This window comes from Virgibacillus chiguensis, assembly GCF_900129865.1.
Classification (GTDB): domain Bacteria; phylum Bacillota; class Bacilli; order Bacillales; family Amphibacillaceae; genus Virgibacillus; species Virgibacillus chiguensis.
In genome coordinates this window covers 169,418-190,807 of sequence record NZ_FQXD01000008.1, presented here as the reverse complement: position 1 = coordinate 190,807, position 21,390 = coordinate 169,418, and the positions used below count along the sequence as shown (strand labels likewise).

Sequence of the window (21,390 nt, the reverse complement as noted above, 5' to 3'; positions counted from 1 at the left end):
CAGTATCTAAAAGGAAGATCATCGAGATTATTGCAGGATGAGTTTCCAGAACTTAAAAAGAAATATTGGGGGCAGCACTTGTGGGCAAGAGGATATTTTTGTGCCACCGTAGGAACGGTAACGGAAGAAATAATAAGAAATTATATAGCAAATCAATTCAATGAAGGTAAGGACGAAATATTCAGGATAGAAGAATGAGTTTAGTCTAGCTTTGAGGATGCTTTAGCTAAGGCCTTTGAGCAGGACTTTAGCCTGGGAAACGACTTTAGTCGTCGACATTTATGTCTAAATCCACCTGCTTTAGCAGGTGGTCGTTTAAGTGAAGGTAACAGCTCTAAATCCTTGATTCGTTTAAAGGCCTTTAGGTCATACCCTTGCCGTACTAACAATCAGTAGGGAATGAAAGAAAGCCCCCACTGATTGAAGATTCACTTTATACGTATCTCGAGATTTCAAATTGCAGGTAAGGCTAGTTTTAGCATTTGTTAATTTTTTGAGACAGGGGTTTCTTACGTAATTTTTTTATGGTTAAGAAGCTTAAATGAACCGAGCTAAGGGAGGAAGGATATTTGAATTTAAAAAAAGAAATAACACGCTGGAAATATGCATGCATATTATTATTTGGCATTGGTATTTCCAATATAGGCGAATGGGTTTATTTTATTGCGTTAAATTTAATTGTTTTGGATATGACAGATTCTCCTTTAGCTGTATCTGTATTGTATATTATCAAGCCTTTAGCAACTTTATTTACCAGTTTTTGGGCAGGGAGTTTTATTGATCGCTTAAACAAACGAAGCCTAATGATTTTTCTTGATATAATAAGGGCACTTTTTATTGTTTTATTACCACTGTTATCGTCTGTTTCTTCTATTTATTTGTTTGTGTTTATCATAAACATGGCAAGTGCCATGTTTAGTCCAGTTTCCATTATCTATATTACGAAATTAATTCCAGAGGAAGAGAGGAAAAGATTCAATGCACTATATAGTTTAGTAACGTCAGGAGCTTTTTTCATTGGTCCAGCAGTTGCAGGATTATTGTTCTATATTGGTACGCCAACATTAGCAATCTATATAAACGCAGTCGCTCTCTTTTCCTCTGGGTTAATTACTTATTTTATGCCTAATTTAGAGAATAATTATGGAACAATGCAAGAAAAAATATCTTTTAAAATATTACGGAAAGATTGGAACGTAGTAATGGATTTTAGCCGTGAACATAAGTATACGATGTGGATCTATGTCTTATTTAGTTGTGTGATGGTTGTCATGGCTAGTGCGGTTGATTCATTGGAAGCGGCTTTTGCGAAGGAAGTCTTGCTTTTATCCAATAGCGAATACGGCATTTTAGTATCGATTGCAGGTGCTGGAATCGTACTAGGAGCTTGCATCAACACTTTATTTATAAAGAAGATAGCTGTTTCGTTGCTCATTGGTTTAGGCTCTGTGCTTGTTTCATTTGGCTATGTTATTTATGCTATTTCTACCACATTTTTATTTGCTGGAATTGGATTTTTTATACTCGCTTTCTTTATTTCTTATGCCAATGCTGGGTTTCTTACCTTTTATCAAAACAATATACCTACAGATGTTATGGGAAGAGTTGGTAGTATATATCGTTTATTTGAGGCGATGTTAATTATTTTCACAACTACGATAATAGGTACGCTTGCGCAAATGATTTCTATTCGCATAGCAGTCATAGCTGGGGTTTTTGTCATGCTATTACTCGCTTTCACTTTGCTGATAGCTAGTCGATTACCTTCTAAAAAGCGTTGTTTTAATGTCTTATAAATTATAGTAAAATAATGGGTAACATTCTTAGTATGAGAAAGAGTTAGATTTTCTAGCTTGCTTCTATTTTCATTGTAGCTAACGATAAAAATAAAGAAATGTAGCGGAATCAGTGGCCTCGTTTTTATAATTTGATTCTAGTTGTACATGTGAAAAGATATGGGGGAGGTGTTAGAGAGTGGTTCGATCCGTCAAAGGGCAATTTATATGTTGGATATTAATTTCAATAGCTTTTATCTATGTTGTCTCAACCTATACGGAATTTACTGGGAATGATGTAACGAACCTATTATTTTACATGGTTATGATTTCTTCCATTTTTAATGCTGGAATGGCTACACAAAAGTTTTTAGATAACAGAAAAAAAGATCACAGTAACCATTAGTCTGAACAGGAGGGGGGAGATTTTGTTGCAGCAACAAGCCGAAATGAATAAGCGTCCTAGGAAAAAATTTGTAACGAAGAGGAAAATATTGCTGATTACTATGGTAACGGCTGTTCTCCTTATTATTGTAAAAGTATACCTTGATACAAACACGTTTAAAGTGAATAAGCTCCAATTTTATAGCAATAAAATCCCCGTTGATAAAGCCGTTCATATTTTGCAAATTACGGATGTGCATAACAAAGTGTTTGGAGAAAACAACGAAGCCCTCATTCAAACGGTAAAAGATTTAAATCCTGATATGATTGTTCTTACAGGAGATTTAATAGATAGAAAGACTACGGAGTTTCATCCTATGTTTACGTTGGTTGAAGAGCTAACATCTTTGCAGGAACAGGCCTTTTTTATAACTGGTAATCATGAATGGGAAAATCCAAATAAGGAGGGATTTTTACAAGGGCTTAAAGCGCGTGGCGTGAAAGTGTTAAACAATGAAAATAGTGAACTGACCATCAACCAAGTTAAGTTAAATCTTGTTGGGATTGATGATAGTTCTACAAATCATGACAACGTCACGCAAGCTTTTGCTGGTTTAAATAATGACCGTTATACGATATTGCTTTCTCACTCACCTACTATTGTAGAAAAAGAGCGTAATCTTGCTGCTGACTTAATTTTAAGCGGTCATACGCATGGTGGGCAAGTAAGACTTCCTTTACTTGGAGCACTCGTATCTCCTGATGAAGGGTTATTCCCAACATATGATAAAGGCACTTATTCCATGCATTCAAAACAATTTCTATATATTGATAGTGGTTTGGGCACAAGCGTTGCCCCAATACGATTTTTAAATCAGAGCCAAATGAGTATGATCAGGGTTTCTTATGGTAAGTAAATTTGCGCGTGAAAGTAAAGGAGTTGGAATAACGATGCATAGGAAAATGAATGTTACGCAAGCTTTGTTCACAGGTGGTTTTGTCGGTTTTATTCTATGTATTTATTATTTTTTTGTGCCGGATTTTTCTTTTAAAGGGATTGTTGGCATTATAATAAGCGCATTGGCAGCTTTCGTTGGAGCTCTTATTGCTTTTCAATGGATCTCTGGTAATGAGAATGAATGATATTTTAAACTTTATTATATATGGAGTGATTTTCAATCGAAAATACAAAAAATCAAACTATGATTACAACAGCTGATTATCCTATAAAATTAAGTAAAGATTTTATAACATTTTTGAACTATATAGCTAGTAAAGGTATGAAATTAACGAAAACGCGTGGATATATTACTAGAAAAGACTTACAAGCTATTTATGTACAACTCTCGCCACATAAACCAGCTATCTTGGAAAAAGCAAACCAAGATGATGTTCCATATGTTCATCTGTTATATTATATTGCTATGGAATTGCGCCTAATAAGGAAAGTGGCAAGTAAAAGTATAAGTCGGTTAATGATCGATGAAGAAAGAGTTACTGCTTTTAAAGAACTAAAAGAAGCGGAAAAATATGTGACATTATTGGAAGCTTTTTGGACGAAAGTAGATTGGAACGAGTTGACTAAGGGCTACAGCAGAAGATATGTAAGCATGGTGGACTTTTGGTTGGAAGAACTTATAGAAAAAGATATTCCTTATGGAACATGGTTATATACTGCGGAAAATCATTCGTGTTCATTAATTACATACGGTGAAACCTTTGAACAGTTGCTGGACTATGGTTATTTCTTATATTATTTCGAGTATTTCGGTCTTTGGGAAGTGCAAGTAACAGTTCAAGAAAGTACAACTATACATGAATTGCAACGAGTGAAATTTAACCCACTGTTAAAAAAGCTACGATTACCTTTATTGTATACATGGTGCCCTGGTGAAGATGAGGGTTTAACAGGTTTAGATTCTTTCTTTATGGAAATGTTGATTCCTGAATACCATAACGAAATAAACGTGAAAAAGGAAGCAATAGAACAAGAGGAAAGGACGCCGTCATTTATCGAGGCGGTAAAGCCATTATTTCCGAAAGATGAATTAGAAAATACGCTTCCGTCCTATGAATATAAGCTGGGAATCACTGGAAATTGTATTTTTAAAGTCATGTTACATAATAATTGCTGGAGAAAGTTACGTTTGCCATTATCCGTTTCGTTAGAAAACTTGCATGACTTTATTCAGTATGCTTTTGATTTTGATGACGATCATCTTTATAGTTTTTTTATGGATGGCAAAAAATTTAGTAAACATGCTTATAATTCCCGAATGGATTTTACTGGACCTTATGCGCATCAGACTAGTTTGAATCAGTTAGATTTATTTGAAGGCCAGAAGTTTTTATACTTATTTGATTTTGGAGATGAGTGGGAGTTTTATATTACAATAGAAGCTATACAAGAGGGAAATGAAGAAAAGGAATCTATTATAGAAATGAAAGGCGAATCTCCTGATCAATATGATTAATATGCATATATTTCCAATCAACTTGGACGCTGTATACGAAAAATATTCGCGATAAAAGAAAGGATTTAGACACACACATGGTAAAAGCGCAAATTAACCCGAAATTAGTTGAGTTGCTAACCAAAGAAAGAACAGCTATTCCTGATTCACCAACGACATCATGGTTGCCAGGAAAATACGTAATGAAATATACAAATCGAAAGACCAAGTAAATCGAAATTTTCCAGAGAACCACTTTATGCTTACTTGTAAAAGCTGTGGACGTAAAGGAAAATATAATGTAGGAATAATGCTTATACATCCAAATGCAGAGAAAATAACCGAAAATATACAAACCACTGGATATTTCCGTTGTAAACATTGTAATAATGCTAGAAATTGGGAGTTCCCACAAGAGTTTTTCATGCGTGCAATCGCTAGTTTGTTAGCTAAAAGTATTGATATGGGATCGTCGTCGGATAATATTTGTGAATTTGGCAAAAACCAATTGTATGATGGTAGCTCACATACCTTTATTTCCGATGGTGAGGAGCATTTACTAAGCCAACTTGAACAGGATCCATTAAATTCCTTCATTTGGAATCGCCTTGGTAATTTGTATGAAAAGGGAGGTCGTCCAGAATTAGCTGCAAGTGCATTTGAGCATTCTCTTGCCCTGGATTTTTTCAAGTAGAATCTTATTATTCCCTAGGAGTTCTGCTCTTTCAGATAGGCGAACTTGAGGAAGCTGCCCTTCATTTTCGTAAAGCGCTTGTTGCAGCAGCTAAATATGACAAATTAAGTGCTGTTGTTTTAAGGGATTGTTTAAGTCACAGTTTAGATAAATTATTTTATATTCATTTTCATTCAGATAAGGAAATACCCTTTGTTCCTACTAATAAGGAAATAGAATCTATAAGAGATCAAGAAATTTTAAATTATATTGATCAGCACCTAGATTTGGATGTTGAAATAATTCCCGGAAATTTACAATCTTTTTATTCAATTGCAGAAATTTTTATGGGGAAAATGGCACATCGGATTCCCAAAAGAGAACGAACTTGGGAAAAGCCCAATGTATCTAAGAGTAGAAAAGTTAAAAAACGGCATAAACGAACGAGGAAAAAGTAAAAATTTTACTGTATATGATTACATTAACGTTGATGAAAGGCTTCAAAGTCTTATTAATGGTCCATGTAGGGGGCTTATCTAAGTCCCCCTATATTGGGGGGGCAGTGTAAAAACTAGTCGATAGGAGTTTATTACCTAAAAACTGTCTCTCTTGAATTTCCCGATCTAACTTACTATTTATCCACACGTATTTATAACAAGAGTTCGGTCTTAAATACTTCTACGGCATTTCCAGCAATTTTTACCTTAATGGGGTTATTATCTTCTATATAAACTTGTACTTCAATAATACCTGGTCTCCCCATAGCTTCTCCTTGTTTAGCTTTGAACGTAAATAGTGAATTATTATGTTGTACTAAATTATGATGAACAAGGTACGCCCCTAAAGGCCCGTTAGCGTTACCAGTTACAGGGTCTTCTTTTATGCCTATTGCAGGAGCGAACATGCGCCCATGTATTAAAGTATCACTGCCATCTGTAGATGTTGTAAAAACATAATATCCATTACAATGAATAGCTTTACTTAGTTTGGAAAGGGCAGTATAGTCTGGTTTTATACGATTTAAAGTGATCATATTTTTTACGCCAATCATAACTTTGGAGTGTCCAGTTGATACGATTTGTATATCACACCCCTCTAATAAATCATCGGAATGTAAGTTTAGTGCTGTTAATAAATCATTTTTAATTATACCTTCTATTATATCCCCAAATTCAATTTCACCTTGGGTCATAACAATTTTATAGTCTTCTTTTTCTTTTATTATATCGACAGGGAGTATCCCAGCGCCTGTTTTATGATACACTGTTGAACTCCTTAAATGTTTTTCATTAGCTCTCGCATAATGAGCTGCAATTGTAGCATGGCCACAGATGGGGACTTCATTTGTTGGTGTGAAAAAACGGACATGTACATCATAATTAGAATTATTTGCAGGAAAGATAAACGCAGTTTCTGAATTGTTAAGCTCTTTAGCTATCTTTTGCATTTGATCTGTTGTCAATCCATTCGCATTTGTTATAACACCGGCTGGATTTCCTGTAAACTTTTGCTGTGTAAACGAGTCAATTTGATATAGTTTATATTTTCTTTGCATACGCATAACTTCCTTTCACTTTATTCAAAAAAATGCCTGTAGATACCTCGTGATTTCTTTATTATTAAGGATTTATGGTGCTAAGTCAACTGCTGAGTTGGTTAAAGGCAACACGTCCCTATTTTGTATGTTCCCTATTTTTGTGTTCAAAGGTTGATTTCCCACCCCAAAAGGAGGCATGTCCAATGCAGGACAAGAATAGTTTAGCACACACGTAGTGGAGATGTAAGTATCATTTAGTTTTTGCACCAAAATATAGAAGACAACTTATCTATGGAAAATATAAAAAAAAGATGTTAAAATACACGAAGCAAATACATGCAGCGACCACGTCCATATGTTGGTGAGTATACCACCAAAACGGAGTGTATCTCAATTTTTGGGTTACTTAAAAGGAAAAAGTAGTTTAATGATCTTTGACCGTCACGCCAACTTAGATATGGAAATCGAAAATTCTGGTGTCGAGGCTACTTTGTAGATACGGTAGGAAGAAATAAAAATCAAATCCAAGAATATTTACGAAATCAGCTTAAAGGCGATTATATGAGTGATCAGTTAACATTATTTGAAGCATTTGATCCGTTCACCGGGAAGAAAAATAAAAAGAAATAAGAGATTCTTTTAGAATCAGCGAGTGCGTGTGGTGCAGAAGGGGAACCATTCAGTGGGCCTTTTAGACTTAGGCTGGCAACAGAGACTTCGAGCCGCAGAGCAAACCACCAGTTCACACTGGTGGTTTTAATTGGCAAGATTACTAGTGGGAGGAATGTTTAACTTTCCCTATTTATCCTAGGTATTATACTACAATATTTCATCCTCGTTTTAGCAAAAGAAACATGGATGAGCCAATAGCAATAATCAACCTATTACTTCGTTTTCCCTTCTCCTTGTAAAGCTTTAAATGTCCATTCTAGATTTAAAGCGTCACCTTGGAATTCATTTTGGTCCTGTCCATTATCTACGAAGTTAAATTTTACCGAAATATCATCTATAGTGCCTGCCGGAAGTCCTTTCTCACCAAAATTAGGGTAAAAGACATGCTCATTAACTGCTTCTGGTTCCATATTTTTCAAGTTAGCTAATGTTGTTTGGTAAATTACTTCATCCAACTTATCGGCATTGTAAAGGAATTCAACTTCAATATGCTTACCAAAATCATCTTTATTATCTCCTTTGGCATCAACAACGGAATAATCAGTTTCTAACAATACTTTTTCAATATCTAACGTGCCATTGTTTTGTAATTCAAATGTTCGAACCATGGAATCACCAGGTTTTAAATTATGAAGATCAATGATTTCGGTTGGCTCAGCGTTTAGATCGAGTGTTCCTGCTGCAAAAGTATTTTGGCTCACTTCTTCATCACTAAAATATGCATAAGTCCCTCCTGTAATCAACGTTAAACCAAGAGTTGCTGATAATACTCCAATACCAATTTGTTTTTTAATTCCCATTATTAATTCTCCTCCTTGTATTTTTCCCCTTTAGTAAATGGTAGAAGAAAGAAGTCGCTATAGATTACCAAGGTATTTAACTTCTTTAGACTTTTTCCATTTTCTGAAGGGATTTTATAGTAAACTACCCAACATTTTTCTAACATAGGTTGATTGAAGGGAGGGCTCGGTGTTGATAAAAAACGAGATAAACTAAGCTAGCCGATGTTTTAAGCATGTGTTCATGTTAGGTAGTTGCTAATAGTGAAACATATTTCAATTTCAACATGAACTTTCCCATGGATGATGCTTTTCACATGCTGTAAAAAAGCTAAAATTCCTAGGAGAATAGTTACATGTGAGCTGTACTCGTCGATTAGTTCGTGTTATCTTCTACTAAAAAATTTGCTTCGCCTAGAAGTATTTGATACGCGCGATTAGAAATGAATCCATTTTCTTCCTGGTGGTTTAGTAACGTAATAAGACCATTCAAGTGCTTTATTACCTTGTCTTGTAAACCTTGTTTTTCATATTGATGGATTGCTGTTAAGTGAACCTTTAGGGCATGTGCGGTTTTGCTAGATAATTCTTTTCCTTCAAACCGTTCAACGAGCGTTTTCATCGTTGTTGCATTAGCAGGCATGTTGACAAGTAAAGGGTAATCTGTAATGATTCCATCTACTCCGAAATGTAATAACTGTGTGATTGTCTTTCGATCATTGACGGTGTAAGGCCATGTTTTTAAGCGATGTTGGTGAATCCGATGAACTGTATTATTATTTAATAGCCCTTTGTTAGGGTTTACATAACTGGCGTAGGTTTGAAAGGATGCTAACTGTTCGTTCGTTATTTTTCCAGCGACTGTTTGTCCATAACCAATTAATACACCAGTGGCGATGTCTGGAAGTAGCTGGTGAATTTTCTTTACCGCATTCCAATGAAAGGATTGAACGATAATATTACTGTCTTTGGTCGTGATGTTACGTTGGATGAGTTCCTCTGCTATTTTTTGTTCAATTCCTGGATAAAGCTCTGGGTTTTTTAATTCAACAAGAACCCCTATATTACTTCCAGTGTAACGATCCAATACTTCCCCAAGTGTTGGGACTTTTTCACCGGCAAAGGATTCATGAAACCAGCTACCAGCATCAAGTGCTCTAATTTCCTCAAATGTGAAGTCCTTGACGCGTCCAGTACCGTTTGTTGTACGATCAACAGTTGTATCATGCATAAGAATTAATTCGCCGTCTTTGGTCATTTGTACATCAACTTCAAAGTAATCAGCCTGATATTCAAGTGATTTTTCAAATGCTGCCATCGTATTCTCTGGTGCTTGTCCTGATGCACCTCGATGGGCAATAGAAAAAGTGGTTGGGTTTGTTGCTTTTGCTGCTGTAGCCATCGTTGGCAGTAGAAGGGAGATGCTAGCAACAAACAATGTAATAGCTAATACCTTTTTAGCATGTTTTTTCAATGTTATTTCTCCTCCATTTTTCCCAATAACATAGAAGCGTAGAATGTTTCTTTGTTTACTTCTACCACGATCATAGATGAAGTGGGGATTTTAAACGACAGGAAATCATCAAGACTTCTAAGACTTCTATATAGATGAAAGGTATCGTTTTGCTTATACGATCTCGTGTTACATTTTATGCTCGCCTATCATGCAAGTGAAAACGATTGCTTTTACAAACTAGACAACAGTCTAAGGGGGTAAATATAATTATTCCCACTTTGCTATTAGGGCGTCTGTACCATCTTTCAGCGTTTGGTAGGCTTTGTTAGAAAGAGAGTTTCGTTCTTTTTGTTTATCTATAAGAATATGAAAATGCTCTAGTTGCTTTACAACTTTATCAGCTTTATTTTGATCTTCAAATTGACGCACGGTTTCTAAGTGAGTAAAAAGTAGACGTGTCACTTTTTCATCCGTCAGTTCTCCATTTTTGGAGAATTGCTTTACTTGGTCAATCAAGTTTTGTGAAGAAAATGATTTGGATGTAGTAAAGTTAATGACTTCAGCAATTTCAGTGTTATCAATGGTTCCAGTTAGTTTCTCAGCTTGTGGCCCATATGCATAGACTGGGACGTTAACAGCCGTGTGCCCTGTTGTTGTCCAGCCGATTAATGCACGCTCACTTATGATATTGGCGATAGCACTTGCTTTATTTTGGGAAGACGTAATGAACTTCATTTCCTTTTTGGTTAAATTGGTAATTCCAGTATACTTTTTTATGACTTCTTCCAGATTGGCGTCATTTTTATCTAATTGCTTGCTAATATATTCTGGTGATCTTTTAACATTGCGAATAACTTCTTTGTTATAACCATACTCTCCATTTGCACCTATAGACATTCCGCCAGTCTCGTGGTCAGAGGACACAATTACGAGCGTATTTTTATCTTTTTTCGCAAAATCTAATGCTTCTTTTACTGCTTTATCAAATGCAAGTGTTTCTTGGATATTTGTTGCAGGATAATTACTATGCCCTGCATGGTCAATACGTCCACCTTCTACCATTAAAAAGAAGCCGTTGTCATCCTGTTGTAATACATCCAATGCTTTGTTGGTCATTTCATCAATACTGGGCTCATCTGTTAATTCACGGTCCAGTTCATAGGTCATATGGCTGTCATTAAATAAGCCTAAGAGTTTACTCGCGTCTGTCTTTTTCATATCAGCTTTGTTTTCTATTAATTGATAACCATGATCTTCTGCAAGCTCCAAGAGGTTTTTTCCGTCTTTTCGTTTTCCTCCTGTTTCTTTAGGAATAAATTGTCTCTTCCCACCACCGAGTAGAACGTCAACATCATGGTCTAAAAGCATTTGTTCAGCGATGTTATTTTCTTTATTTCGGTCATCAATATGTGAGGCAAAGGCGGCTGGGGTTGCATGAGTAATTCTTGCTGTGGAGACAAGTCCTGTAGACATATTGCTTTCTTCAGCAGCTTCAAGTACTGTTTGAACATCAAAATGTTGTTCATTTTCATGATGTTCTTTGTTTTTCGGGGCTTTTCCAACTACTCCATTGTCTGTTTTATGTGTGGAAGAAAAAGCTGTTGCTGCTGCGGCTGAATCTGTAACCGTGTTGTCATGAGAAAAAGTTCTTGCATAACCTACGTTTTTAAATTGATCCATGGTTAAGTCCTCGGCACCATATCCAGCGCCATTTAAATACGCTGCTGCAGATATTTGACTTTCTGCCATTCCATCACCAATTAATAGAATGACATTTTTGGCTGCGTTTGTCGTTTGTTGTGTTTCGTCACTCATGTTGTCGCTAGCAGAACTAACCATACTAAAAGTAACGACAGAAGCAGCTAACAATGTACCTATTGTAATACCAGCTAAATTTTTCGCCCGCTGTTTCACTTTATCTCCTCCATTTTGAATCGTTCTATCTTATCTATCACATTAATATATAAATATGTAGAAAATATTAATCTATAGTAAAAAAACAGTAAATATTGAATTATTTTCATTTTTTGTCTAGATTTTTATATATAATAGAAGAAAGAATAAGGAGATAAGCAGGTTTCTAGCAAAGGGTAGGTGGTTTGGTATGTATAGGGAAAAATATTTCTTTCTTTTCATCGTTATTGGTTACTTGTTATTTGTAACTATTTCGCAATGTATTACACCAACAACTGCTTATTTTACAGACAGTAGGGAAGTTAGTGGTAATATAACTATTTCAACACAATTCAGTAAAGAAGTAGATAAAGAGACTAGAAGTGAGCAAGAAAACGATGTGGAGCAACCTTTGCCATCAAAAAATGGGGAGGAGAAAGGTAATTCCAAAGAAAAAGTAGAAGACGATGAACAAGGTGTGATAGATAATCATAATTTGAATGCTAATGAGGAAGAAAAGGAAAAACAGCGAGCAATGAAAGAAAAGCAGCAAGTTGCGAAGGAACAGAAAGCATTGCAATCAAAATAAGAATTCATTGGAGTGAGAATAGTGCGTGGAAAACGGATTGGCAGACTATTTGGCAATGGTGTTATGGGATTAGTATGTATTCTCTTACTTATCACGTTATTTGTTGTCGTCTTTATGCGGGCTTCTGGTGGAGAAACTAGCCTATTTGGTTATCAACTGAAGACGGTTCTTTCAGGATCTATGGAGCCGGATATGCAAACAGGTTCCATTATTGCGATTGAATCGCCGAGGAATAAAGAAGATTTTCAAAAAGGGGATATCATTACGTTTCAAACCAAAGAAGGTTTAATTGTTACCCACCGTATTGATGAAGTGAAAAATAGTGGAAAGCAGTATGTTACAAAGGGGGATGCGAATAACGCTCCTGATTCTGAGCCTGTTTTAGCAGAAAATATTGTTGGAGTGTACACAGGTTTTTCCATTCCATATGTAGGATATGTGGTGAATTTTGTTAATAGTAGTACAGGAGTGGCATTGTTGCTTATTGCACCCGGATTTTGTTTGCTTATTACATCTATTATTATCATTTGGCGTGCATTAAGGAAGTTAGAAGGGGTTAAGGGTGGAAAGCAAGTAGAATTATAGGTTTGTAAGGAGTTACCTTCATATTATGTCATTTTGCATTTATCGTGTAACAAAAGGGTGGTTCACAATGAGGATAATCCAAGTATGGCTAATACATGTATAAAATGGAAAAGAACAGAATCCGTCAAAGTGGCGAGGTTCAACTGTTATCGACTTGCAAAGCGCATTATTCTATAGATACTTCATGCAAGATATTATTATGAACGTAAAAATTTAAATAGGAGTGGATGTACAGCCACCACTCCACATATTACATAGAAGGATATTTTTTTACGAGAAAATATATTAATTTTATTTACTATTTTTAAAGTAGAGATTGAATGTACTTTTCTAACTGGGGTATAACTTGATCATAGCTAAACTTCTGTGCAGTTGCTATACCATTTATTCGCAATCGTTTACTCATTGAATCATTTGTTAAAATAGTAGTCACGCTTTTAGCTAAGCCATGGACATCACCTGAGGAGTGGAGCAAGCAATTATAATGATGAACGGCATATTCTTGAACTCCTCCACTGTTTGTTAAGACAACTGGTGTCCCGCAAGCCATGGCTTCTAAAGGTGGTAGTCCAAAACCTTCATACCAAGAAGTAAATAAAAGCAAGTTAGCTTGCTGATAAGTTTCTACAATTTCTTTTTGGTGCGGTTGAATCATATATTGAATAGGAAACACCGTATTATGTTCTGCCCCATGTTGGCAAATCCATTTAACTTGAAAACGTAAACCCCTTTCCCAGACTTGTTCTAATGCTTCCAATGCATCCGTAAAACCTTTAAAGCGTAGACTAGGGCTTCCTACTAATAAAATAATTGGGAACTCTGTTTCAGTTGTAGTTTGTTTTGGTTTAAACAAAGAAGTATCAATGCCATTTGTTATAACCGGTGAATCGATAGAGTATCTGGCTTTTAAAACTTTAGCCACAAAAGAAGACACACTCGCTATGGGCGCCCCCGAATTATAACAGATATCTAAACTATGTCTAATTCCATTAATGTGAGCATAATTAGGTATATCTCCGAATAAAGATTCATGCCCTTGCTCCCAATAGAATATCTTTGTTTTCTCCCTTTTAAATTCTAGTATTTGATAAATCCATCCTACAACGACAATATCACAGTCTTCCGTATATTCATCTAACAATGCAAGGGGAGGGACTAAAACCTCTTCATCGACTGAAATTTCCGCCCAAGGTGGAAGAACACTACTTCCTTCTTCTCCTTTAAAAAAAGCAACTATATGATGTCCACGCTTTTTTAGTTTTTCCATTTGATGAAGTAGCATCTTTACCCCACCTGTTAAACCATGGTGTGGTAAGATATAACCTATTTTTAATGGGTTTTTACTTAAATGAATTAAATCATTTTTTTTTTTTGATTTACGAGGATAGATTTTTATAATATTTGCCCCATTGCCATGGACATTAACTTGGCTAAAGTGGTAATCAAATTCGGAAAAATCGACAACGGTCCAACGGCTTTTATGCTTTTCTAAAGTATTGCCTAGATACTCTTCTTGAGGTGCTGGGATAATTGGCGTTGATACAATTAAGGAGGTATTGGTGATTTCTAATAAATCTTCTAGTAACTTGAATCCTTCTGCTTTCTCGAAATGTTCTAATACATCAATAAGCAGTACTGTATCATAATTTTGCTGTAATTTAGATATTGCTGTATACACTTCATCATAGTACATTTCGTTATAAACATATTGATGAATCGGATTTTGGTATGGTTTAAATCCTTCAATACCGTCTATTTTGACAAGCCAATCTTTCTTTTCGTAACGCTCATAAGGTATGTCTAATGCTTCACGTAAAAGAACGCCGTACTTACCAAAGCCGATTCCAACATCTAATATAGATGCTGGTTGATCTAGCAAAACTAAATCAATAATTGCAGGGGTAGCTTGGTACCAACTTGTTGGCATAAATCAATCACCTCATTTCGAAAAATTTAACTTTTTTCTTACGTATACATCAAGAATTTTTTTAAATGCTTTTACCATCTTTATTACGAATGGAATGGGTATTAAATAAAAGAAGAGAAATAGAGTTTGTAACGTAGTTCTAAGAATGATATAGGTATTTGAAAACTTGTTTCAAATATTTTTTTCCTATTTTAAAGATAAGTAGAGGGAAAAAGTAGATAGATAACGGATAAAAATAATTGCTCCTATTTATTTTATATGCGTATAAAGCGTTATACGGTTAACGAAAAAGTAGTTTAAGTTAAGACAGTACCTCTAAAAGTTCCTCATTTAGGCAACAGGAAAAATATGTGAATAATATAAATTTTGTTATACACTTCATATTATTCTGTTGAATTATTTTTATGCTTGAAAAATTTAATTGGTTATAAGCTATTGTAAGAATATTGCCCAAAAGTGGCTCATAGAAGATCGTATTTATGTCATAAAACATAATCTAAAAGAAAAGGATTAAAAAAATAAGATTCAAGTTTTAATTGGATAAATAACTATACATTTATAGGACCGAAACATATATTGTTAGCGTACAATATATGGACACCATTTGAAATGAATAATCGTGAATGTCATATATTAAAACGGCTTATCAATAAAAGACAATTCATATTGGCTTATTGCAGTTCGTGTTTCTCTAACGAATAGCCAAATTTTAATAAATGTTGGTAAAGGAGGCGTCATAATGAATGTTGAATCACATTGTATGAATGTAACAAAGGTTTATGATTGGATTAACCAAATCATAAATATTAAATCCAAGGAGCATGTGTCTATAAGTAAAGATAATGCGGGAGATTTTTGTATCAACTTTAACGTACCGTGTGATGGTACCAGAACGTTAATTTGGGACGGTACAAATGTAGAGAATTTCACTGGGAATTTCACTGTCACAATTGCTGAACAATGTACGAAGAGTATTGATTTGTTTGTAAACGGAAATTATGTAACTAGTTTAACAGGGGGGCAGACTTATAACGCGCAGTTCACTGATCTTCAATCAGTTGAGGTGCAATGTCAAACAACACCTGGTGCTGCATATTGTTCGGGAACATTATATATTCAAACTGCGGTTCAAAACAGTAATTCACCGAGCTATGAAATTAATTGTTTTTTGTCAGACATGGAAGGAAATCAAATGGATCCAAGCTCTGAGAATGCTATATGCTGTGTTGAGCAATCCGATCCGGAAAATCGTACTAATATAGAAACAACGATAAGCGGTGAGAAAGTAACTTTACAAGAAGTGGATATAGTATTGAAAGGATTTATAACCATTCAATTTATCGATGAGATGGGAGACATAGGCGGTCAATGTACTCTTCCTTTTTGGGAAGCAGAAACCGTATATTTATGTGCACCTGTAGGCACTTCAATTGAATGTAAGCTTTCCGACTTTAAATGTAAGGTTAATTTTGTTGAACTCTGTGGCTGCTGTGTAGAGTTAAGTATACGTATTTCTATTTGCCTTAGTGTGTTTGCAACTAGCCCTGCAACCGTTAATTTGGAAGGAAAGTATTGTGAACCTAGAAGTAATAATTTTCCATTTTCGTGTCCCAAGCAAAGTATTCCTTTCTAAAAACAGTGATAGTAAACGATCAAAAAGATAAAAGTGATTTTTCATCTTAGCAAGAGCTAGGGGAATACACGTAACCTATTCGTGCTTATATTCTTTAATTTATATGCTGTACACAATTTGTTCGTATTCTATTTTGCGCTATAAGAGAAATTTAAGATGGAAGAACAATCACCGTTTTTTTGCCGTAAAGGTTTTTTGCAGTAACTAGGTTAGTTTTTAACAATATAGGTAGGTGAATGATACACAATTTTTATTTATTCATATCTTATTAATGATGTGAAAATATTGATGAAGGGAGAAAAATAAATGCGTATAAGACCTAATTGCAATAAGAGCAATTGTTTTAAAATTGGTTGCCCCGGTTGTTCTGGATGTAATGTTATAAATAATATATCTTGTGGAGGTATTCCTGGTCCAACGGGTCCCACCGGTCCCACCGGTCCGACCGGTCCAACGGGCCCTACTGGAGCAACAGGAGCAACAGGAGCAACAGGAGCAACAGGAGCAACTGGAGGGGCATTTGGGACATATGCCGATTTAGCATCATACGAAACACAAGCTTTAACTTATGGAGAGGCAGTTTTTTTTACACCTGGTAGATTTTTGGGCAATAATATTAGTTTTGATGGTGCAGATACTTTAACCATTCAAGAAGCAGGTGTCTATTATTTAATTGGAACTCTAATGCCTTCTACGACTTCAAATGGTCCTTTCGGTGTAGCAATATCACTTAATGGTAACATTGTCGGTCCCTTTGGTTTATATGGCGCCAACTATGGAACTTCTGCTGGACAGGAAGTTATAGCTTTTGGGCTTGAAAACCTAGCTGTTGGAGATACAATTAGTCTTGTTAATATTAGTCCACTTCCTATTAGCATAGGTGGCACAATATCAGGAGTACAGCCATCAGGTCGATTAGTTGTATATCGTATTTTCTAAATTTAAAAATATCTAGATGATTTAAGCAAAAGGAAATAAAGTAGATATAGCTTCATTTAGTTGTGGTTTTCTTTCATTTCCTGTTCATTGTCGAGTGGCGCAATAGTCTGACCTAAAAGTTCGAAAAAGGGTATTAATTCACGTATTCCAATTTTGAAAGTGGCAGTTTTACAACATCTTGTAACCCATAAAATATCTCCTACTGCCAATCGGTAGGAGATATTTTATAATTTTAAGTGGAAATTACTTAAAAATATACAGAACGAGGCCCGGATGGCCCTTCTATCGTATCAACTGTTACTTCTGCATTACTCGGAGGAAGAGGAAAATTGGTAATTACGGTATTTGATTCAATGCCAAGAGCTCCACTTAATGAAGTCTCTCCAAAGACAAAAACACCAAGCCCTCCTTTTGTGACTTTTATATCGCCTAATTGCTCCATATATTGTGCAATTGTTCTTCCTTGAGAATTTGGTTCCGTTAACCTTCCACCTTTAACGACAGTAGTACCTTTTATAGCTCTAAAAAAACCAGCAAAAGGAAGAATAAAGGGAACGAGTTGATCAAATTCCCCGATTTCAATGATGAAGTCCACACGGGTTTTCGTTCTAGGTGGTACGACAATAGGTATTTCCTCTCTCCATGTTATGGACTCTTTGCTTTCTTCCGCTTGGGTTGTAGATACATTAAATTTAAAATTTGTAGATACAGTAATATCTAGACTACCAAAGAATACATCAGCACTAGCTTTAGCTTCTAAAGAAGTACCAACTTCATAGCCTTCTGTTGTTTCCGTACGAAATACATTTTCTGTTGTTCGTTCAAATGTAATTGTTTGGGGTTCAGAGGGGCGATCTGTATTATTTGTTATTTCTTTTCTTGCCACAATCGTTCTAGGTGGTGTATTAGATATAATTCTACCACCGGGAGGATCAATTATAGGAGTATCATTTCCCCATAGTAATTGCACACGATCATAATCTCTCGGATATTCTAATCCATCGTCAGATAACCATCTTACACCAGCTTCTCCTGTTAATCGAAGCAAATCTATAATTGCCATGAATATCACACTCCTCTTTATTCAAAGTCATCAAAGGAAATGACAGTATTACCAAGATTTTCAACAGGTATAATAATTTCCTTATTTCTAAATGGGTTGGTTATGCTTTGTATTTCTATTAAAAGAGTTGGTTCAATACGATATTCGGTGATATACTCCCCTATATTTGTGCAACGGAGTCCATTGAATTCAGGGCGAACCTCAATTTGAGGATATACAGATTCCTGTATAATTTCTGTTATAGGAAAGTAATGTTCTGTCACACCATTGACAGGGCGAGTAGTTGTAACCCCTAAAAATCCTGTAATGTCGAAGTTGAATTGAAAAACACTTCTTTCCTGAGTGAGCCTTGTTTGAAAGCTAACTCTTGTGATGGTGTCAGGGAGTAATCGAATTGGTTGTTCTATATTCCAAGATTGTCTTCCAAATTGGGAGTTTGTTTGATTTAGGTCAATTTCTAGGGATTGAGCCGTATTAGAAAATATCGTTGTAAAAGGGATATTGCCTGGTAACGTTGATTCTGTTAGCGTATCCGAAAAATTATTTAGGTCAAAAGGAGTATTCATATTATAAAAATTATCTCCACCGATAGAAACGGCTTCTAATAAGCGCCAAGATTCTGATGTTTGAGTATGTTGATTAAATTGAATTGTATCTGTGATCACTTTATTAGTTGTATTTTCAAAGGTTAATGTATCCAATGTTTGTGGGTTACTGAGTAGTATTACTTCTGGATCTTCATAAAAAGTGGGTGAAGTAGATGATACTTTAATTCCTTGTGCAATACTATTGTTAGAGTGAGGTAACGTGAAGATAGTGTAATCACCACCTCTGTTCTCTTCGGTCCAAAAACTAGCAAAGGCTGAAAAAAGTTCAATAAGATCTACTGTTTCTGCTTCTGAATTTAAAAGGCAGAGATTTATAAAGCGAGATGACGTTGTATTAATCGTATTTTCCATCGTAATACTAGGCTGATTATCGGCAAAGTCGGTGAATAGCGAATTACTAGTTGATAATTCATTCGCAGTTGGCATATTTTCTTGTGAAAAATTAACAGATGATTTAGCGACTTCCGTCTCCATATGATTTGATTTGTTATTAACACCATGTCCGTATGTGGGTGATAAAGAGATATCATCCAGTAGTATTGGAGCCTCTCCTGTATTTCCTAATTCGTTAATTAAAATGAATGCTGTTGCTGTTTCTTGAGGGGCTGTGGTCGTTTTTTGGCATATGGACAGCCAATTCTCTTTTTCTACATTTGGTATTTTGTCAGCAGGAATATTAACAAATAGTCCGCTACCTAGATATTTATAGGCACTATCATGGAAAGTTATTTGTAAAAGAATCGAATTGGAAGACTCATTTCCTATTTTCCCTAAATGAATTTCAAATTCAAATTGTTCTTTAGAATGAACAGGGACGTATTGGGCTAAATAGGAGGAAGTATTATTTCCCGGGAAAATGGCTGCACATGAGCCAGAATGGGAATGCTGATTCGTTACGGATGTGTTTGCTGCTCTCCATGGTTCTGTTGTTGCGGATTCAAACCCGCTGTTTTCAACAAAATTTAAGTTAGTCATTATCTTCCCTTCCTTCTAACTAGTTATAACTAGTTTTTATTTTATACTATAGGAAACCAATGAATTATAGTCAGGGGTGGAAAAGGTTCATTTCATTGTTCATGAAGTTGGTTTCCTAATTTAGCAGAGGCGTTTCATGACAAAACTATGATGATGGAAACACGCACTATCTACCATGAACTAGGAATTTTGACAGAAAAGCAATGGATTCCATTAAAGTACAAACAGCTAAAATTCCTATAAAAAAGATACAAAACCGAAAAAATAGTGACTCTTACTTATTTCGTCTTTGAGCGTGGTATTATTTCCCATAAAATCTTTAATTTCAGATGTTATCATCTCCTTATAAAAAATTTTAGAAAGGACAAGTTTTCTAATTTTTTCCATACAATAAACGGTATGCAATAAATAAAGATGTATGCCATAAATTACTGTGCATGAAAGGGACTTGCTCTACTTGAAGATGTATTTTTTCCTGTATTCTAATGCTCTTCATCATATGGATTTCGCCTATAAATACGAATGTAAGGCCTCTGTGAAATTTAACAAAGCAGGATTTTGGTTATCTTTTTTATGTGCAGTAACCCATTCAGCATCCAATGAAAAATTTTCAATTTCTTTATATACCACATCGAAATTCAATGATTTTTTAGCGGTTGAAGGAACGATTGAAACTCCCAACCCGGCAGACACTAAACTAATTATCATATGGTATTCCGTAGACTCGTGATGAATATTAGGAGTGAACCCTGCTTTTTTACACAAGAGATTAAACTTACTATATAAATAAGGCCAGGTTTCTTTAGAAATAAAAATCATTGATTCGCTATGAAGATCTTTCAAATGGACTGGTTCTTTTAAAGCGAGCGAGTGTCCCTTTGGAACTACCAGTACACAATTGTCTTTCTTTACTGTATGTAGTATAAGGTCATCATTTTTTATTGGTGGATGAAGGATGCCGATGTCAATACTTCCGTTTAACAGTCCTTTTACTTGATTTGCAGTAGAAAGCTCTTGTAGCCCAATTTTAACGGAAGGAAATCGTTTTTGATATTTTCTAATTAAGGGTGGTAGAATCTCAAATGTAGCAGAACCAACAAACCCGATTTTTAATTCTCCGCTTTCCCCTCTTTCTGTCTGTTTGGCCATATCCACTGCGTAATCGATTTGTGCAAGTCCTTGTTTTACATGTTTTAAAAAAACTTTTCCTGCTGTTGTTAGCGTAACTGTCCTCTTTGACCTCTTCAACAAAGTTACACCAATTTCCCTTTCTAGGTGCTTTATTTGCTGACTAAGTGGGGGCTGCGTCATTTGCAATCGAAGTGCTGCTTTTCCAAAATGTAGTTCTTCAGCTACAACTATAAAATAGCGTAGATGGTGTAGTTCTATCATCCACTCTTCCTTTCTGAATGCGAATTCAGTCGTTTAACATATTAAATGTACGACAAA

At 35.3% G+C, this 21,390-nt stretch carries 20 protein-coding genes and 1 pseudogene; 13 read left to right on the top strand and 8 right to left on the bottom strand.

Annotated features, from left to right (window positions below; translation table 11 throughout):
- The 8 genes from tnpA (BUB45_RS11130) to BUB45_RS11100 all read left to right on the top strand — a co-directional run.
- A partial coding sequence (tnpA, locus tag BUB45_RS11130; RefSeq protein WP_139300145.1) for an IS200/IS605 family transposase occupies positions 1 to 198 on the top strand: 198 nt, incomplete at its 5' end.
- Between the two features lie 371 nt (positions 199 to 569).
- On the top strand, positions 570 to 1,796 hold the full coding sequence (locus BUB45_RS11125; RefSeq protein WP_073008967.1) for an MFS transporter: 1,227 nt from the start codon (positions 570 to 572) through the stop codon (positions 1,794 to 1,796).
- Positions 1,797 to 1,974: 178 nt separating this feature from the next.
- Positions 1,975 to 2,181 carry a hypothetical protein gene (locus tag BUB45_RS11120; protein ID WP_073008964.1) on the top strand — a complete coding sequence of 69 codons (207 nt, stop codon included), beginning with the start codon at positions 1,975 to 1,977 and terminating at the stop codon, positions 2,179 to 2,181.
- A 22-nt stretch (positions 2,182 to 2,203) separates the two neighbouring features.
- On the top strand, positions 2,204 to 3,076 hold the full coding sequence (locus BUB45_RS11115) for a metallophosphoesterase (protein WP_244527720.1): 873 nt from the start codon (positions 2,204 to 2,206) through the stop codon (positions 3,074 to 3,076).
- A gap of 34 nt (positions 3,077 to 3,110) precedes the next feature.
- Positions 3,111 to 3,302: a hypothetical protein gene (locus BUB45_RS11110; protein WP_139300144.1), complete on the top strand. Its 192-nt coding sequence runs from the start codon at positions 3,111 to 3,113 to the stop codon at positions 3,300 to 3,302.
- A 59-nt stretch (positions 3,303 to 3,361) separates the two neighbouring features.
- On the top strand, positions 3,362 to 4,633 hold the full coding sequence (locus BUB45_RS11105) for a plasmid pRiA4b ORF-3 family protein (RefSeq protein ID WP_073008957.1): 1,272 nt from the start codon (positions 3,362 to 3,364) through the stop codon (positions 4,631 to 4,633).
- Between the two features lie 77 nt (positions 4,634 to 4,710).
- The gene (locus tag BUB45_RS20640) at positions 4,711 to 4,845 is read left to right on the top strand and encodes a hypothetical protein (protein ID WP_280157439.1); all 135 of its coding nucleotides are present in this window, start codon (positions 4,711 to 4,713) and stop codon (positions 4,843 to 4,845) included.
- Positions 4,794 to 5,306 carry a tetratricopeptide repeat protein gene (locus tag BUB45_RS11100; protein WP_212590767.1) on the top strand — a complete coding sequence of 171 codons (513 nt, stop codon included), beginning with the start codon at positions 4,794 to 4,796 and terminating at the stop codon, positions 5,304 to 5,306. The genes BUB45_RS20640 and BUB45_RS11100 overlap by 52 nt, the downstream gene beginning before the upstream one ends.
- Before the next feature lie 628 nt (positions 5,307 to 5,934).
- Here the strand turns inward: BUB45_RS11100 and BUB45_RS11095 are convergent.
- On the bottom strand, positions 5,935 to 6,840 hold the full coding sequence (locus BUB45_RS11095; RefSeq protein WP_073008952.1) for a PhzF family isomerase: 906 nt from the start codon (positions 6,838 to 6,840) through the stop codon (positions 5,935 to 5,937).
- A 185-nt stretch (positions 6,841 to 7,025) separates the two neighbouring features.
- Between BUB45_RS11095 and tnpA (BUB45_RS11090) the strand changes: the two are divergent.
- Positions 7,026 to 7,452, top strand: a pseudogene (tnpA, locus tag BUB45_RS11090) (IS200/IS605 family transposase).
- 254 nt (positions 7,453 to 7,706) lie between these two features.
- On the opposite strand, the gene BUB45_RS11085 reads toward tnpA (BUB45_RS11090), so the two are convergent.
- The 3 genes from BUB45_RS11085 to BUB45_RS11075 all read right to left on the bottom strand — a co-directional run bounded on the left by BUB45_RS11085 (position 7,707) and on the right by BUB45_RS11075 (position 11,643).
- A complete protein-coding gene (locus tag BUB45_RS11085) occupies positions 7,707 to 8,294 on the bottom strand; it encodes a CalY family protein (RefSeq protein ID WP_073008949.1) in 588 nt (195 codons plus the stop codon).
- 355 nt (positions 8,295 to 8,649) lie between these two features.
- Positions 8,650 to 9,747 (bottom strand): glycerophosphodiester phosphodiesterase, encoded by a 1,098-nt coding sequence (locus BUB45_RS11080; protein ID WP_073008946.1) that lies wholly within the window; start codon positions 9,745 to 9,747, stop codon positions 8,650 to 8,652.
- A gap of 249 nt (positions 9,748 to 9,996) precedes the next feature.
- Positions 9,997 to 11,643 carry an alkaline phosphatase gene (locus BUB45_RS11075; protein WP_073008943.1) on the bottom strand — a complete coding sequence of 549 codons (1,647 nt, stop codon included), beginning with the start codon at positions 11,641 to 11,643 and terminating at the stop codon, positions 9,997 to 9,999.
- 190 nt (positions 11,644 to 11,833) lie between these two features.
- Here BUB45_RS11075 and BUB45_RS11070 point away from each other — a divergent pair, with 190 nt between their 5' ends.
- Together BUB45_RS11070 and sipW are read left to right on the top strand one after the other, a co-directional pair.
- Positions 11,834 to 12,211 carry a hypothetical protein gene (locus tag BUB45_RS11070; protein ID WP_073008940.1) on the top strand — a complete coding sequence of 126 codons (378 nt, stop codon included), beginning with the start codon at positions 11,834 to 11,836 and terminating at the stop codon, positions 12,209 to 12,211.
- A 21-nt stretch (positions 12,212 to 12,232) separates the two neighbouring features.
- The gene (sipW, locus tag BUB45_RS11065; protein ID WP_244527719.1) at positions 12,233 to 12,796 is read left to right on the top strand and encodes a signal peptidase I SipW; all 564 of its coding nucleotides are present in this window, start codon (positions 12,233 to 12,235) and stop codon (positions 12,794 to 12,796) included.
- Between the two features lie 304 nt (positions 12,797 to 13,100).
- Here the strand turns inward: sipW and BUB45_RS11060 are convergent, their stop codons facing one another.
- Complete coding sequence (locus BUB45_RS11060) at positions 13,101 to 14,723, bottom strand: glycosyltransferase (protein ID WP_073008937.1); 1,623 nt, start codon at positions 14,721 to 14,723, stop codon at positions 13,101 to 13,103.
- Positions 14,724 to 15,462: 739 nt separating this feature from the next.
- On the opposite strand from BUB45_RS11060, the gene BUB45_RS11055 reads away from it, so the two are divergent.
- A complete protein-coding gene (locus BUB45_RS11055) occupies positions 15,463 to 16,356 on the top strand; it encodes a BMQ_0737 family morphogenetic spore coat protein (protein ID WP_073008935.1) in 894 nt (297 codons plus the stop codon).
- A 306-nt stretch (positions 16,357 to 16,662) separates the two neighbouring features.
- A complete protein-coding gene (locus BUB45_RS19565) occupies positions 16,663 to 17,295 on the top strand; it encodes a hypothetical protein (protein WP_139300142.1) in 633 nt (210 codons plus the stop codon).
- A 247-nt stretch (positions 17,296 to 17,542) separates the two neighbouring features.
- Here BUB45_RS19565 and BUB45_RS11040 read toward each other — a convergent pair whose 3' ends face one another.
- From BUB45_RS11040 to alsR, 3 genes are all read right to left on the bottom strand, one after another.
- Positions 17,543 to 18,358, bottom strand: coding sequence for an ETX/MTX2 family pore-forming toxin (locus BUB45_RS11040; RefSeq protein ID WP_073008904.1), 816 nt, complete (start codon positions 18,356 to 18,358; stop codon positions 17,543 to 17,545).
- A 17-nt stretch (positions 18,359 to 18,375) separates the two neighbouring features.
- Positions 18,376 to 19,941, bottom strand: coding sequence for an NTTRR-F1 domain (locus tag BUB45_RS11035; RefSeq protein ID WP_073008901.1), 1,566 nt, complete (start codon positions 19,939 to 19,941; stop codon positions 18,376 to 18,378).
- Between the two features lie 510 nt (positions 19,942 to 20,451).
- Complete coding sequence (alsR, locus tag BUB45_RS11030; RefSeq protein WP_073008996.1) at positions 20,452 to 21,330, bottom strand: acetoin biosynthesis transcriptional regulator AlsR; 879 nt, start codon at positions 21,328 to 21,330, stop codon at positions 20,452 to 20,454.
- Positions 21,331 to 21,390 lie beyond the last annotated feature (60 nt).